Below are 14,682 nucleotides of genomic sequence, written 5' to 3'. Positions count from 1 at the left end.
TGCCACCCTATTGGCACAACAGTGCCATCACATTGGCACAGCTTTGCCAATAGGGTGGCACAAATTGCTTCTTCTATGCGATTGATAAGACCTCCTAATAGATAAACGAATTCTATTTACTAGAGAAGAATTCTGCCAAGAAACTACAGTGTTTTCACTTCTTCCGGCAAGTATCCGCTCCGGATACGCCACTCCTGAGGATATAGATTATTGGCACGATTACCAATATTCTTCACAAATCCCAAAGGTATATTCCGGTAAGTAAGTAAAATATAACCACGAGGGGCTGTTACTGGTAAAGTAACAGCCTCTTTTCTTAAATAAGCAATAGCTTGCTCATAAGTAACCTCTTCGGTAACAAAAGCTCCTTGACGAAGGACAGAAGTACTCATTGCCAACGCATGAGCCGGAATCAAATCTTTACCTTTTACTTCTCCCACAGCAGTTCCCGCCTGAATGACACGAAGATTCTGCTTCAAAATGGCAAGTTCGTTCTGATATTGTCGAGAAAATGCACAAATTGCAGTATCTTCCGTAGTTAGGACATACTTATCCAAGGCATCTTTTTTCAGCCAGTTTTCAGCCATTTTCAGATATTCCCTAGACACAGGTGGGGCAGAAGTAGTTCCTCCTCTTTTATCTTTCTTTTTCTGATTTTTACTCTTAACAATATCATGATTAAGAATAGACTCATCATCTGACATCGGTTTACGCAAAGCAGCCAAAAAGAATCCTTCTCCTTTCGTCTTATGAGGCAAAAAATGATAAACAGGTAATTTTTTTTCTCCCAGAAGATCTCCGGTAATTTTCCATTCGACCGGAATATCTAATGATAACATCTCTGCCCCGAACTCTTCCTGTATCCAACGAACATTTTCTTCGTCCTCTTTTGTGTTATAGGTACATGTGCTATATATAAGAATCCCACCAGGTTTCAGACAAGCCCAAATATCCGAAATAATTCGTCGCTGACGCTGCCAACAGATTTCGACATTCTCAGGACTCCATTCTTCAATTGCTACCGGATCTTTTCGGAACATTCCTTCACCGGAACAAGGAACATCAGTCAGAATGATATCGAAAAATGAAGGTAACTGTAAGTAATCGGATGGATCATTATTAGTTACTACCACATCCGGATGTCCCCATTTCGTCAGATTCTCTGCCAGAATTTGCGAACGGTTCCGAATCACTTCATTTGCCACCAACAGACTACCTTCGGGAAGTATACTCCGAAGATGTGTGGATTTTCCACCGGGAGCTGCACAAAGGTCTAACATGATTACAGGTTCTTCGGCATATTGCCGAAGTATCTGTTCCACAAACATAGAAGATGCCTCTTGCACATAATAGCACCCTGCATGAAACAACGGATCAAATGTAAAAGTCAAACGTTCATCAAGATAATATCCTTCAGAAGCCCAAAGCACTTTTTCCAATGAATAATCATCATGATTCATCATCCATTTTCTATTATTTATACGGATACTGACGGGAGGCTCCTGTTGTAAAGCAACAGCTAACTTTTCATATTCTTCGTTGCCAAGTAAGGCACGTGTATAATCGATAAAAGAGACAGGTAAATTCATTTTTCATTTATTAATTCCTGCAAATATCAAAAATATTTCTTCTCTTTGCAACTTTCTCAGATATTAACTACGTCTAACCAATAAAGAAACAAATAATAAATAACCATATGAAACAATTTATCATAGCCCTCTTCGCTGTATTATCTTTATGCACTTCAATATATGCACAAGATTTTTTGATAAACAGCACTACCACAGCTCTAAATGCTGCGAAGAATAATATCAGTACACAGACTTTACTAATTCAAAATTCGAATGGAAACATTTCACTCCCTTTCGAGCTTAATGATGTCATTGAAAAAGGTATTATAGTCGCTATCATTAATACGATTGTCGTATTTGCATGTCCGGTTTTTATATTGTTTATTATCTTTTTCTTTCGCTATAAAAACAGGAAAGCACGTTATCATCTTGCCGAACAAGCATTAGCAGCAGGACAACCTCTACCAGATAATCTTATCAAAGAAAAAAAGACAACTGACCAGCAGGCACAAGGTATTAGAAACACTTTTACCGGAATCGGCTTATTCATCTTCCTCTGGATACTCACTGGTAAATTTAGTATCGGAGCTATCGGACTACTCGTTATGTTTATGGGTATTGGTCAATGGATTACCGGATATAAACAGCAAAAAAAGAACTCTGAAAACAAATGAGCCAACTCAATGAAATCTCACTAGTCGCACAGGTTGTGGTATTAAAAAACACCAAAGCCTTTGACCAGTTAGTGCAAAAATACCAGTCGTCCATCCGGCGTTTTTTTCTGCACTTAACTTGCGGAGATAGTAATTTGAGCGATGATTTGGCACAAGATACATTTATCAAAGCATATACTAATCTTGCTTCTTTCCAAAATCTGTCTAGTTTCTCTACGTGGTTATATCGCATTGCTAATAATGTATTTTACGATTATATTCGCAGCCATAAAGAGACGGCTGATCTGGATACTAGAGAAGTAGACACTATTCATTGCACCATACAAGAAAACATTGGGCAGAAAATGGATATTTATCAGGCACTCAAAACACTTAAAGAAATGGAACGCACTTGTATCATCCTATTTTATATGGAGGATGTAAGTATCGATAAGATAGCAGGTATTATGGAAATTCCGACGGGGACCGTCAAAAGCCATCTGTCACGTGGAAAAGAAAAATTAGCTGTATTTTTAAAACAAAATGGTTATGGAAGAAATAGATAATGATAAACTCTTGCATGATTTCTTTGCTGAAAACAAGCAGGAAATAGCTGATAACGGATTCAGCCAACGTGTTATGCATCATTTGCCTAGCCAAAGCAATTGGCTTACATGTATTCGGACAGCTCTCATTGTAATCATCGGAACTATACTTTTTGTATGGTTAGGTGGAGTGGAAGCAACTTTGAGAAATATGCAGGAAGCAACTGCTAACATAGACCAAAAATCTCTTATAATCATAACTATAGTATTGCTATGCTTAGGTGTGAAGAAAATCTGCTCATTGGCATAAGGAAGTTTCCAAACAATGTTTAAAAGCAAGGAATATGTTAAAACATGATAAATATCCCCTTCACTTCAAGTAGCTCAAAACATAGATATACTATCTTTGTTCCTTTGTAAACTAAAAGAGAAAAGAGAGTTTTGAAGCTACGTATATTTATTTTATTTCTGTTCTTATCTTTGCTCCATGCACAGGCAGACATTGTCGATAGCCTAAAGATACAACATAGGGATTCAGTCAAATTGACAAGTGATTCCCTTGTACTTCGTTTTTTTTCAGAAGAAGGTCTTCCTATTTCTAACAATAATAAAGTGAAACTACTGAAAAGTGGACACGAAAAGTTTATTGATTTATTTGAAGCCATCCGAGAAGCGAAACATCATATTCATTTAGAATACTTCAACTTCCGTAATGATTCCATTGCTAATGCATTGTTCAATTTGTTAGCCGATAAAGTAAAAGAGGGAGTGGAAGTAAGAGCTATGTTTGATGCTTTTGGAAATTGGTCAAACAATAAACCACTAAAAAAGAAACATCTTAAAAAGATTCGTGAGCAAGGAATAGAAATCGTTAAATTTGATCCGTTCACTTTCCCATATATTAATCATGCTGCGCATCGAGATCATAGGAAAATTGCTGTCATCGATGGAAAGGTTGCATACACAGGTGGAATGAACATTGCAGATTATTATATCAATGGACTCCCTAAAATCGGTACTTGGCGTGATATGCACATGCGTATTGAAGGAGATGCAGTAAACGATCTTCAAGAAATCTTTCTAACTATCTGGAATAAGGAAACAAAACAAAATATCGGTGGAGATGCGTACTTTCCACAACATAAGGAAGTTACTGACAGTAGTGATATTGTTATTGCCATTGTAGACCGCACTCCGAAGAAAAATAGCCGTATGCTAAGCCACGCCTATGCTATGTCTATTTATTCAGCCCAAAAAAATGTGCATATTGTCAATCCTTATTTCGTTCCAACTTCTTCTATCAAAAAAGCATTGCAAAGAACGATTGACCGGGGAGTGGATGTCACTATTATGGTATCCTCTGCCTCTGATATCCCTTTTACCCCTGATGCTGCACTATATAAACTGCATAGATTAGTGAAAAGGGGAGCTACGGTATATATGTACAATGGCGGATTTCATCATTCTAAAATCATGATGGTAGACGATCTGTTTTGTACAGTCGGTACAGCTAACTTAAACAGCCGTAGCCTAAGATATGATTATGAAACAAATGCGTTCATATTTGATCAAAAAATTACAGGAGAATTGAATGATATGTTCCACAATGACATTGAACATTGTACCAAACTAACACCTAAGTTCTGGAAGAAACGTTCTCCATGGAAGAAATTCGTAGGGTGGTTTGCAAACCTATTCACCCCATTCCTTTAGGAGAAATGAAAAATTAAATTTCAGGAATGGAGAATTCTATGCAGCACACGATGCAGAGTAAATTCTTCATTCTTCATTATTCATTATTCATTCATTTCACTACCTTTGCAACATCTATCAAATAGTGATAACCATAGGACAATGAAACAATATTTAGATCTACTCAACCGTGTATTGACTGAAGGCACTGAAAAAAGTGACCGTACTGGCACAGGAACAATCAGCATATTTGGTCATCAAATGCGTTTTAACCTCGATGAAGGTTTTCCATGTCTGACCACCAAAAAATTACACCTGAAATCAATCATCTATGAATTGCTTTGGTTTCTACAGGGTGATACTAATGTGAAATATTTGCAAGAACATGGTGTACGTATCTGGAATGAATGGGCAGACGAAAATGGCGACTTAGGACATATTTACGGATATCAATGGCGTTCATGGCCTGACTACAACGGCGGATTCATCGACCAAATTAGCGAAGCAGTCGAAACAATCAAACACAATCCGGATTCACGCCGAATCATAGTAAGTGCCTGGAACGTAGCTGACCTGAATAACATGAATCTACCTCCTTGTCATGCTTTCTTCCAGTTTTATGTAGCCAACGGACGTTTAAGTTTGCAACTTTATCAACGCAGTGCTGATATATTCCTCGGAGTACCTTTTAATATTGCATCGTATGCTTTATTATTACAAATGATGGCGCAAGTTACCGGACTTAAAGCAGGAGATTTTGTCCATACTCTCGGAGATTCTCACATTTACCTGAATCATCTGGAACAGGTTAAATTGCAATTAAGTCGTGATCCACGTCCGTTACCACAAATAAAAATAAATCCAGACGTGAAGAGTATCTTCGATTTTAAGTTTGAAGATTTCGAATTAGTTAATTATGATCCACATCCACATATTGCCGGAGCAGTAGCTGTATAAATTATGAGTAAAATATCTATTATTGCTGCTGTAGACAGCCATATGGCAATCGGTTTCGAAAACAAGTTATTATTTTGGTTGCCGAACGACCTGAAACGTTTCAAGGCATTAACCACAGGCAATACGATTATCATGGGACGAAAAACTTTTGAATCACTTCCCAAAGGTGCACTTCCCAATCGAAGAAACGTCGTATTATCTTCTAATCCGGATTTGCATTGGTCGGGTGCAGAAATATTTACATCTCTCGACTCTGCTTTGAAAAGTTGTCAAGAGAATGAACACGTATTTATTATAGGAGGAGCAAGTATTTATCATCAGGCACTTCCTTTGGCTGATGAACTCTGCTTGACAGAAATAGACAGTGTCGCTCCACAAGCAGATGCATTCTTTCCGGAAGTATCGCCAACAATATGGCATGAAAAAAGCAGAGAGGTTCATCCTGCGGATGAAAAACATCTCTGCCCGTATGCTTTTGTCACATATGTGAGAAAGTAATTTGAAGTTCCCAATTTATTCTTCGTCTACATCTACCATAATCGGCATTTGCCGTTTAATAGCTTCGTGGAAGGAAATCAGAGTCTCTGTACGTGCCAAACCTAATGGCTGCAACTTATCATGAATAATACTCAGCAAATGGTGATTATTCTTCGCATAAATTTTGATAAACATATCATATTTACCAGTAGTAAAATGACACTCGACTACTTCCGGAATAGCCTCCAAAGCTTTCGTTACTGAATCAAATGATTCAGGGTCTTTCAGATAAATACCAATATAAGCACAAGTCTCGTATCCGATTTTCTCAGGATCAATGATATATTCAGATCCTTTCAATATTCCTAAGTTAGTCAATTTCTGGATGCGCTGGTGAATCGCCGCACCAGAAACATCACATGCTCTCGCCACTTCCAAAAAAGGAATACGTGCATTTGCAGCTATCAGTTTCAGAATCTGCTCATCTAAAGCATCTAATTGATGATGTCCCATATTAAATCAAATTGTTTTAATCAGTGAATCTTTTATGCAAAGTTAGCGATTTTCCGACAACAAATACTATGAATTATTACTTTTATTTCCAAATATCGGATAAGTCATCAATTGTTTGTACCTTTGTCTAAAACATAAATATACAATATATATGAAACCTTTTTACTGCGTACTCCTTTTCTTACTCATTACAACAGGAAGCTATGGACAGAATTTTTCCGATCATTTCCTGGATAAAACACTCCGGGTAGATTATATCTTTACCGGAGATGTTAAACAACAATCCATTGTTTTGGATGAACTATCTGAACTCCCTACTTGGGCAGGTCGCCGTCATCATTTGTCTGAACTGCCCTTAGAAGGTAACGGACAAATTACCATAAAAGATCTATCTACTAAACAATGTATCTATAAAACCTCTTTTTCTTCTTTATTTCAAGAATGGTTATCAACCTATGAAGCTAAAGAAACAACCAAAGGATTCGAGAATAGTTTCCTCCTTCCCTATCCTAAACAACCTGTAGAAGTTGAAATCATTTTATTAAACCCACGTAAAGAGGTAATGACCAGTTTCAAACACATTGTTCGTCCAGACGATATTCTAATTCATAAAAGAGGAACATCACACATTACTCCACATCGATACTTACTTCAGAGTGGAAATGAAAAAGATTGTATAGACGTTGCTATTCTCGCCGAAGGGTATACGGATAAAGAAATGGATATCTTCTATCAGGATGCTGAAAAAGCTTGTGAAAGTCTATTTTCACATGAGCCGTTCCGTTCAACAAAAAACAAGTTTAATATTGTAGCAGTAGCCAGTCCTTCAATAGATAGCGGTGTCAGCGTCCCTCGTGAAAATACATGGAAACACACAGCTTTGCAGTCTCATTTCGATACTTTCTATTCGGATCGTTACTTAACAACTAGTCGAGTGAAGTCAATTCATAATGCTTTGGCAGGCATTCCATATGAACATATCATCATACTTGCCAATACCGATGTATATGGTGGAGGAGGTATTTATAACTCATACACACTGACTACTGCACACCATCCAATGTTCAAACCTGTTGTAGTACATGAATTCGGACATAGCTTTGGAGGATTGGCTGACGAATATTTCTACGAGGACGATGTTATGACTGATACCTATCCCTTAAATGTAGAGCCATGGGAACAAAATATTACTACCCGTGTTGACTTCTCATCGAAATGGAAGGATATGCTCCCTTCTGATACTCCAATCCCAACTCCTGTTTCTCAAAAAGAAAAATATTCGGTAGGAGTATATGAAGGTGGCGGATATTCTGCCAAAGGTATCTACCGCCCAGCCTTCAATTGCCGGATGAAGACCAATGAACATCCGGAATTTTGTCCTGTCTGCCAACGAGCTATTCGCCGAGTTATCGACTTTTATATCCCTTAATTTATCATACAGATAAACTAAAAGAACAATATATTGTTAAACTCAAAAAACAGGTTTTATGATCAGACTTCAACCGATTAATACATCGGACATTCAACATTACAAATTTATGGAGGAACTCCTAATAGACTCTTTTCCTACAGAAGAATACCGGCAATTGGAAGAGTTACGTGAATTCACTGACCGAAAAGGGAACTTTCATAATAACATCATTTTTGATAATGAACTGCCTATTGGATTCATTACATACTGGGATTTTGAGCATTTCTATTATGTAGAGCATTTTGCAACTAACCCAGCTCTACGTAACGGTGGTTATGGAAAACGTACTTTAGAGTATTTATGTGACTATCTAAAACTTCCCATCGTTTTGGAAGTTGAACGACCTCTAGAAGAAATGGCTAAACGGCGTATAAACTTCTATCAACGACATGGATTTACATTATGGGAAAATGATTATTACCAACCGCCGTATAAACCTGGAGATGATTATCTTCCAATGTACCTCATGGTACATGGTGAATTAAACGCCCAAAAAGACTTTGAAGAAGTAAAACATAGGCTCTATACTGAAGTCTATAAAGTTAAAGAATAAAGTAACTAAAGTAAAAAGACGATAGCTTTCTATTTTTATATAATACATTTTTGCTATAAAATCATATAAAGCAATTATATATAATAAGAGAAGAACAAACTCATTTCAAAGAAACCCCAAAAGAAAAAGGTATCCAAAAATTTGAATACCCTTTTTCCTTATATGTCAAAATCAACTATTTATTACCTTGTTTCCTTGAAGAATAGTTAATTTTCAAAGCAGAAGCTTTTCTAAGAGCATTTTTCACATCGGTAACAATACCCATCTTAGTTTTTTCATCTACTTTCAGAGATACTGTCATTTTACCCCGATCACTCTCATTCATATTCGAACGTTCCTGGAAGACAAAATCTCCTATTTGATCTACCTCAGCATAGCTATCATTTAACTGAATACGACTTTCAGTACCCATTTTTCCACGATATTCCTTATTAGGTTCACCTATATAAATGAATGTTACCAGCGACTTCTTCTCTAATTTCTCCAGTTCAGTACCTACGGGAAGGTTAATCTGAACCTTCAATGTAACCTCACGCATAGTTGTTACAATCATAAAGAAGAACAACAAGGTAAAGATAAGGTCAGGCAACGAAGAAGTATTCAATGCCGGCATTTCACGTTTACCAGTCTTATTAAATTTTCCCATACTTACTTCTTATCTCCATATTTTTTAGGTTCTGCCTCAGAAATTCTCTGCGGATAAACTTCACGAATAGCTTTTTGTTGTTTATCATTCAGTTCCGCATATGGTCTCTGCCATTTTTCTTTAGCTAATTCATCTCTCAATTCGTTGTATGCAGCAACTAATTCGTTCTGCACACTTATATACGCCTGATATGAAGACCCACGGTCATTCTGCAAAGAAATTACATGCTTATCATTAACAAGAGTCGTACCTAAGAATTCCACATTCTTTTGTGTCTTCTCCGGTTTATTTGCTTCATTATTATAATTAGCTATAAATTCTTTGGCTTTAGCTCTTAGTTCTCCAACAGCAATATAATCACCACCGCACATCAATTCATCATTCATATTTAGATGCACCATGAGAATATTGCGTTCTTTAATTTTATCAGTTTCCTTATTTTCTTCATCAGGGGGAGGCGGCAAAAGTCTTGCTAAACCTTGGTCCGTGTCCATTGATGTAGTAATCAAGAAGAAGATAAGCAATAAGAAAGCTATATCTGCCGTAGAACTGGAGTTAATATCAGGAACTTTTCTTTTTCCTCTAGCCATTTTAATTACTTTATTAAATTGAGCTTATCAATTGATTATGATATTTTTTTCTTTATGCCACTCGTGATGATTGCAACAATTGTTACAAACAACAGAATGTAAATAGTATAAAGGAACATATCAGTTATCTTCAGCCAGAAAGTAACATTGTCTGCACCTTCATAACCACGGATATTCATCGGAGTTCCATCACCTATAGCCCAAGTTACAAAAAGAACAACAACCATAAGTACTAATCCAAGCAAAGACTTAACAGCATTAGCCGGATTATCTTTCAAAGCTGCACCAAATTGTAATACTGCAGCAACTACAGTAGCTGCAATAGCCATACCAAACAATGCGTATATTAAATAAAGTAAAGCATCTGTTTGAGCCGGTTGCCACATTTCGGGATCTATTCCCGGAATCGCCGCATCGCCTGTAGCACTTCCTCCTAAGAAGAACAGCACCATAACGATTAGGATAACGGCAAACATCGCATACAATGCATAATACGATGCTTTATATGTAAGTTTACTCATTTCGAATTATTTTTTGTATTTCAAATTATATTTGATAACCATATCAAGCAAAGTGATAGAAGAATCTTCCATTTCACTTGTAAGAGCCTCAATTTTAGAAAGTACGTAATTATAGAATACCTGAAGAATCAAAGCAACGATCAAACCGAAGATAGTTGTAATCAAAGCCACTTTCATACCACCAGCTACAACTGTCGGAGAGATATCACCTACAATCTGAATTTTATCAAATGCCTGCACCATACCGATTACAGTACCCAAGAATCCGAGTGACGGAGCCATTGCGATAAACAGAGTGATCCATGAGCATCCTTTTTCAAGGTAACCAGCTTGTACACCTCCATAAGATACAACAGACTTCTCAACCACATCAATACCTTGGTCGATTCTCATCAAACCTTGATAATAAATAGAAGCGACTGGACCTCTAGTGTTACGTGCGATGTCTTTAGCAGCTTCAACGTCACCTTTTTCCAAAGCAGCTTCAATAGATGCCATAAATTTCTTTGTGTTAATTTCAGCCAAGCTCAGATAAATGATACGTTCGATACAGAAAGCCAAACCAATTACCAAAGCGATAGCTACCAAACTCATGAAGGATGCAGTACCTTCAATAAACTTGATTTTGAGTTCTTTGTGAAGACCTGTTTCTTCTGCAGCAGGAGCAGGAGCTTGAGCAGCAGCCGGTGCAACAGCTGGAGCAGCCTGTTGTTCAGTTTGTTCTGCCGCAGGAGCATCTTGAGCCTGAGCAAGTTGAGTTGAGCCGAATGCTAAGGCCCCAATCACAGCAACAATTGCAAATAACTTTTTCATTGTGTGTCTAATTTTTAAGATTAATTAATTAATTATTATTTATTGTATTTACTTTACGTTCTTTTTCATCTTGCGGAGAGAGGGGGATTCGAACCCCCGATACACTTTTGGCGTATACACGCTTTCCAGGCGTGCCTCTTCAACCACTCGAGCATCTCTCCCTACGGTTTTTTCGAATTTTCAGCTACAAATGTATCCTTTTTTTTCTTTTCATGAAGCATTATCCCTTTTTTATCTCGAATAAATACTGCAAATTAATAAAATTTAAAACCTTTCCGACCTTATTTGGAAAATCCAAACACTTTTAATGCGTTTTCCGAAGTGACTTGTGATACACGTTCCGGACTTACCTGATATAATTCCGCTACTTTCAGAAGAGTATCCTTTATATTCGCACTTTCATTTCGTTTCCCACGATTCGGAACTGGCGTCAGATAAGGAGAATCAGTCTCAAGTACCAAGCGTTGTAACGGAACCGAAGACATCAAAGTCTCTGCCAACAATGACTTCTTAAAAGTGACTACTCCATTAATACCTAACATAAATTTCTCAAATTCCAAACATTTCATAGCTTCCTCCAATGTTCCGGTAAAACTATGAAAGACTCCTCGTAAAGCAGTATCTTTATATGGCTTCATTACCTTATATATATATTCGTGAGCTTCCCGAGCATGAATCACGATAGGCAAGTCAAATTCAAGTGCCCATTTGATCTGCTTTTCAAATACCAACAACTGTTCCTTCAGAAACGTTTTATCCCAATATAAATCGAGTCCTATCTCTCCTATCGCTATAAAGTTATTAGGAGCTGACAGATATTTATGAATAACCGCCAATTCTTCTTCATACGACTCATTCACTGAAGTTGGATGTAATCCGATCATAGGGAAACAAAAATCCGGATAATCAGCACAAACCGACAACATAGGCTTAATAGTTGTGCTATCAATATTAGGCATAAATATAGACGAAACACCAGCCTGTCGAGCACGTTCCATCACTTGTGGCAAATCTTCGGAGAATTCTTCTAAAAAAAGATGAGAATGAGTATCTATCAACATATTCAATCGTTTTTTCCTAACTTTACTTTTTCACTAGAACGGTAATAATACACTAATCCATAATCACGGCATTTCTCTAAACGATCTTCATTAGGTATTACTTCCTGAAACTTATTTTCTACCTGATTCCATATATCAAGAATCAGTTCATCGGCACGCCCCCTCATAGAAGCAAGTTCTTCTAAGCTACGGCTTGTTAATGCCTGATAAGCTTTTTGACGTTCATAACTCTCTAAAAAGATATCATAATGTACTTTAACACGAGCAATCGTCGGATTATAAATAGGTATTCCCCCCTGAGATACCCTTCGTTGTTCACCATCTATAACTTTTCGTCCCCACTCCACCAATGCGACCTCACTCAACAAGTCCGGTACAACATTAGCTTCAGGCAACTCGTATAATTTTTTATGTCCCAGTTTTATTTCATCACGAAGCACAGCTAAGTTTAGTACTTGAATAAAATGAGAAATATAGATTCGTGCCATTTTCACATTTCCCAGATGTTTACGACTAGACCTAGACTGATTCTCATAACATTGCATATAATAATTTTGAGCGGCTTCAAATTTCTGCAGAAAATTACGAGCATCAAATAAAGTTTTCAAAGAAATAGCCAACTCATGTACATTATATATATCACCCTTTACGACCGCTGCCTTCAGCGCCCGAACTCTAGCTTGATCGGTATTTGGTAATCGTCTATAAGGCATATCTCAAAACTTAGTTACATTTCACGATACATCAGTAATTTCACTAAATTTTTTAATTCTTTCTTCTTTTCCTCAGCAACTGTAACAGCTTTCAAACTTTCCATTGCAAGCGTATAATATTCGCGCATTTTGTTTTCACATACCCCACGGATATTAAGTTCATTGTAGAGCGTAGTTACCGCATTAATTTTCTCATCAGGCTTATAAGCTTCAGCATCCAACCATTGCTTCAACTCTTTACGCTGTCTTTCACCAGCACGTTCCAACGCTTTTATTAGCATATAAGTTTTCTTGTTACAAAGAATATCCCCACCTATTTTTTTCCCGAACACTTCCGGATCTCCATATACGTCCAATAAATCATCCTGTAATTGAAACGCTACTCCTATATGCATTCCAAAATTATATAAATTTGTAGCATCTTCTGCAGATGCTCCAGCCAAAACAGCACCAATCTTAAGACTAGCAGCAAGCAATACGGCCGTTTTCAACCGGATCATTTCTATATACTCACTTTCTGCAACATCACTTCTCGATTCGAATTCCATATCCAACTGTTGTCCTTCACAAATCTCAAGTGCAGTCTGACTAAACAAATCCATTACTTCTTTTAAATACGAAGGTGCAGAAGCAGCCATATATTGATAAGCCAATACCAACATAGCATCTCCCGATAAAATTGCTGTATTATCATTCCAAACTTTATGTACAGTGGGTTTACCTCTACGTACATCTGCACGATCCATTACGTCATCATGCAACAGCGTATAATTATGATACACCTCAATCCCCATAGCCGGATCATAAATTGAAGAAACATCCTCACGATATAAATTATATGCCATCAACATCAATACGGGACGTATCCTTTTCCCTCCCAGAGATAGTACATACTCTACCGGTTCGTAAAGCCCTTTCGGACTCCGAACGAATTGAATCTCAGAAATACAATTATTTATTTTATCAAGTAATTGAGAAGCTGTAAACATGATAGTAACAAAGATTAATGAATAAAAAGAGGCTGCCGAAAGCAGCCTCTTCATTTTATGATAGGATACAAATTATGTCAATCTAAACGCTACAGGAACAGTAAACTTTACGCGAACTGGTTTACCACGCTGCTTACCTGGTGTCCATTTTGGCATAGTATTGATCACACGAATAGCTTCCTTATCCAAATATGGATCTACACTACGTACAACTTGTGCATCTACAATACTACCATCCTTATTTACCACGAACTGTACAATAACACGTCCTTGTACACCTTGTTCTTGTGCAATAACCGGATACTTGATGTTTTTATTCAGATATTGCATCAAAGCAGCATTTCCACCCGGAAACTCCGGCATTTGTTCTACAACTTCAAAAATAGTCTGTTCTTCCGGTTCGGTTTCAACAACTTGTACTGGCACATAAGTCACATTTGCCTTTGTTTGTTGAGTAGGCAAATTATCTTCGGTAAGAATATCTGTTGATTCTTCAACATCTGAATTGTCATCAACAATTTCCAACGTCTCAGCAACCTTCGGAGCTTCAGCGGGTGGTGGAGTGTTCGGTTCTGGAGGGGTTTCAGTAATAGGAATAATTTCCTCCTCAAATACGACCTCAGTTACAGTTTGAGAGACATCGATTTTCACGTCACGTTTAGTCCATTCGAACGCCACGAACATGAAAGCCAATACAATCACGTAACCGATGAGCAACCAGGTAGACTTCTTGCCTTCCAGGTCTGCTTTGGGTGATTTTTTAACTTCCATAAGTTTAATTAATATAATTGATTAAAAAAAAGTGTCTTTTAAAGTGTCTCTGGGCAAATATAGCACATTTTCAAATAACCATCCCTCTCTTCATATCTTTTTATCCAGCTTTTTAACTTTTTTAATTTTTCCAGCCTCCTACTTCA

Annotated in this window: 18 protein-coding genes and 1 tRNA gene; 8 read left to right on the top strand and 11 right to left on the bottom strand. The window is 37.3% G+C overall.

All coding sequences use genetic code 11. The annotated features are described in order from the left end of the window. Positions 1-143 precede the first annotated feature (143 nt). Positions 144-1,589: a methyltransferase RsmF C-terminal domain-like protein gene (locus CZ225_RS05675; protein WP_077153305.1), complete on the bottom strand. Its 1,446-nt coding sequence runs from the start codon at positions 1,587-1,589 to the stop codon at positions 144-146. Positions 1,590-1,696: 107 nt separating this feature from the next. Between CZ225_RS05675 and CZ225_RS05670 the strand changes: the two genes are divergently transcribed. From CZ225_RS05670 to CZ225_RS05645, 6 genes are all read left to right on the top strand, one after another. Further along, on the top strand, positions 1,697-2,245 hold the full coding sequence (locus CZ225_RS05670) for a DUF6249 domain-containing protein (protein WP_077153304.1): 549 nt from the start codon (positions 1,697-1,699) through the stop codon (positions 2,243-2,245). Beyond that, the gene (locus tag CZ225_RS05665) at positions 2,242-2,790 is read left to right on the top strand and encodes an RNA polymerase sigma factor (RefSeq protein ID WP_077153303.1); all 549 of its coding nucleotides are present in this window, start codon (positions 2,242-2,244) and stop codon (positions 2,788-2,790) included. The genes CZ225_RS05670 and CZ225_RS05665 overlap by 4 nt, the downstream gene beginning before the upstream one ends. After that, the gene (locus tag CZ225_RS05660) at positions 2,774-3,079 is read left to right on the top strand and encodes a DUF5056 domain-containing protein (RefSeq protein ID WP_077153302.1); all 306 of its coding nucleotides are present in this window, start codon (positions 2,774-2,776) and stop codon (positions 3,077-3,079) included. Before CZ225_RS05665 ends, CZ225_RS05660 begins: the two co-directional genes overlap by 17 nt. A 131-nt stretch (positions 3,080-3,210) precedes the next feature. Continuing rightward, positions 3,211-4,482 (top strand): cardiolipin synthase, encoded by a 1,272-nt coding sequence (gene cls / locus CZ225_RS05655; RefSeq protein WP_077153301.1) that lies wholly within the window; start codon positions 3,211-3,213, stop codon positions 4,480-4,482. Between the two features lie 141 nt (positions 4,483-4,623). Beyond that, on the top strand, positions 4,624-5,418 hold the full coding sequence (locus CZ225_RS05650; protein ID WP_077153300.1) for a thymidylate synthase: 795 nt from the start codon (positions 4,624-4,626) through the stop codon (positions 5,416-5,418). Positions 5,419-5,421: 3 nt separating this feature from the next. Further along, entirely contained in the window at positions 5,422-5,916 is a 495-nt protein-coding gene (locus CZ225_RS05645) for a dihydrofolate reductase (RefSeq protein ID WP_077153299.1), read from the top strand. Positions 5,917-5,931: 15 nt separating this feature from the next. Here CZ225_RS05645 and CZ225_RS05640 read toward each other — a convergent pair whose 3' ends face one another. Next, the gene (locus CZ225_RS05640; protein WP_077153298.1) at positions 5,932-6,408 is read right to left on the bottom strand and encodes an Lrp/AsnC family transcriptional regulator; all 477 of its coding nucleotides are present in this window, start codon (positions 6,406-6,408) and stop codon (positions 5,932-5,934) included. 151 nt (positions 6,409-6,559) lie between these two features. Here CZ225_RS05640 and CZ225_RS05635 point away from each other — a divergent pair, with 151 nt between their 5' ends. Next, entirely contained in the window at positions 6,560-7,837 is a 1,278-nt protein-coding gene (locus tag CZ225_RS05635; protein WP_077153297.1) for an IgA Peptidase M64, read from the top strand. A gap of 58 nt (positions 7,838-7,895) precedes the next feature. After that, the gene (locus CZ225_RS05630; protein WP_077153296.1) at positions 7,896-8,432 is read left to right on the top strand and encodes a GNAT family N-acetyltransferase; all 537 of its coding nucleotides are present in this window, start codon (positions 7,896-7,898) and stop codon (positions 8,430-8,432) included. A 175-nt stretch (positions 8,433-8,607) separates the two neighbouring features. Here the strand turns inward: CZ225_RS05630 and CZ225_RS05625 are convergent, their stop codons facing one another. From CZ225_RS05625 to CZ225_RS05585, 9 genes are all read right to left on the bottom strand, one after another. Next, complete coding sequence (locus CZ225_RS05625; RefSeq protein ID WP_077153295.1) at positions 8,608-9,078, bottom strand: ExbD/TolR family protein; 471 nt, start codon at positions 9,076-9,078, stop codon at positions 8,608-8,610. Positions 9,079-9,080: 2 nt separating this feature from the next. Beyond that, a complete protein-coding gene (locus CZ225_RS05620) occupies positions 9,081-9,668 on the bottom strand; it encodes an ExbD/TolR family protein (RefSeq protein WP_077153294.1) in 588 nt (195 codons plus the stop codon). Between the two features lie 35 nt (positions 9,669-9,703). Continuing rightward, a complete protein-coding gene (locus CZ225_RS05615; RefSeq protein WP_077153293.1) occupies positions 9,704-10,189 on the bottom strand; it encodes a hypothetical protein in 486 nt (161 codons plus the stop codon). Positions 10,190-10,195: 6 nt separating this feature from the next. Next, positions 10,196-11,002 carry a MotA/TolQ/ExbB proton channel family protein gene (locus CZ225_RS05610; RefSeq protein WP_077153292.1) on the bottom strand — a complete coding sequence of 269 codons (807 nt, stop codon included), beginning with the start codon at positions 11,000-11,002 and terminating at the stop codon, positions 10,196-10,198. Between the two features lie 73 nt (positions 11,003-11,075). After that, positions 11,076-11,163: transfer RNA gene (locus CZ225_RS05605), tRNA-Ser, on the bottom strand. Positions 11,164-11,283: 120 nt separating this feature from the next. Next, entirely contained in the window at positions 11,284-12,063 is a 780-nt protein-coding gene (locus CZ225_RS05600; RefSeq protein ID WP_077153291.1) for a TatD family hydrolase, read from the bottom strand. A gap of 2 nt (positions 12,064-12,065) precedes the next feature. Then, complete coding sequence (locus CZ225_RS05595; RefSeq protein ID WP_077153290.1) at positions 12,066-12,776, bottom strand: hypothetical protein; 711 nt, start codon at positions 12,774-12,776, stop codon at positions 12,066-12,068. Positions 12,777-12,790: 14 nt separating this feature from the next. Next, positions 12,791-13,765 (bottom strand): polyprenyl synthetase family protein, encoded by a 975-nt coding sequence (locus CZ225_RS05590; protein ID WP_077155715.1) that lies wholly within the window; start codon positions 13,763-13,765, stop codon positions 12,791-12,793. A gap of 72 nt (positions 13,766-13,837) precedes the next feature. Next, positions 13,838-14,536, bottom strand: a complete 699-nt coding sequence (locus CZ225_RS05585) for an energy transducer TonB (protein WP_077153289.1) — start codon at positions 14,534-14,536, stop codon at positions 13,838-13,840. Between the last annotated feature and the right edge of the window lie 146 nt (positions 14,537-14,682).

The organism is Bacteroides bouchesdurhonensis (genome assembly GCF_900155865.1).
Classification (GTDB): Bacteria; Bacteroidota; Bacteroidia; order Bacteroidales; family Bacteroidaceae; genus Bacteroides; species Bacteroides bouchesdurhonensis.
Note: the sequence above shows the minus strand (reverse complement) of the source record. Positions and strands in the feature narration are given on the sequence as shown.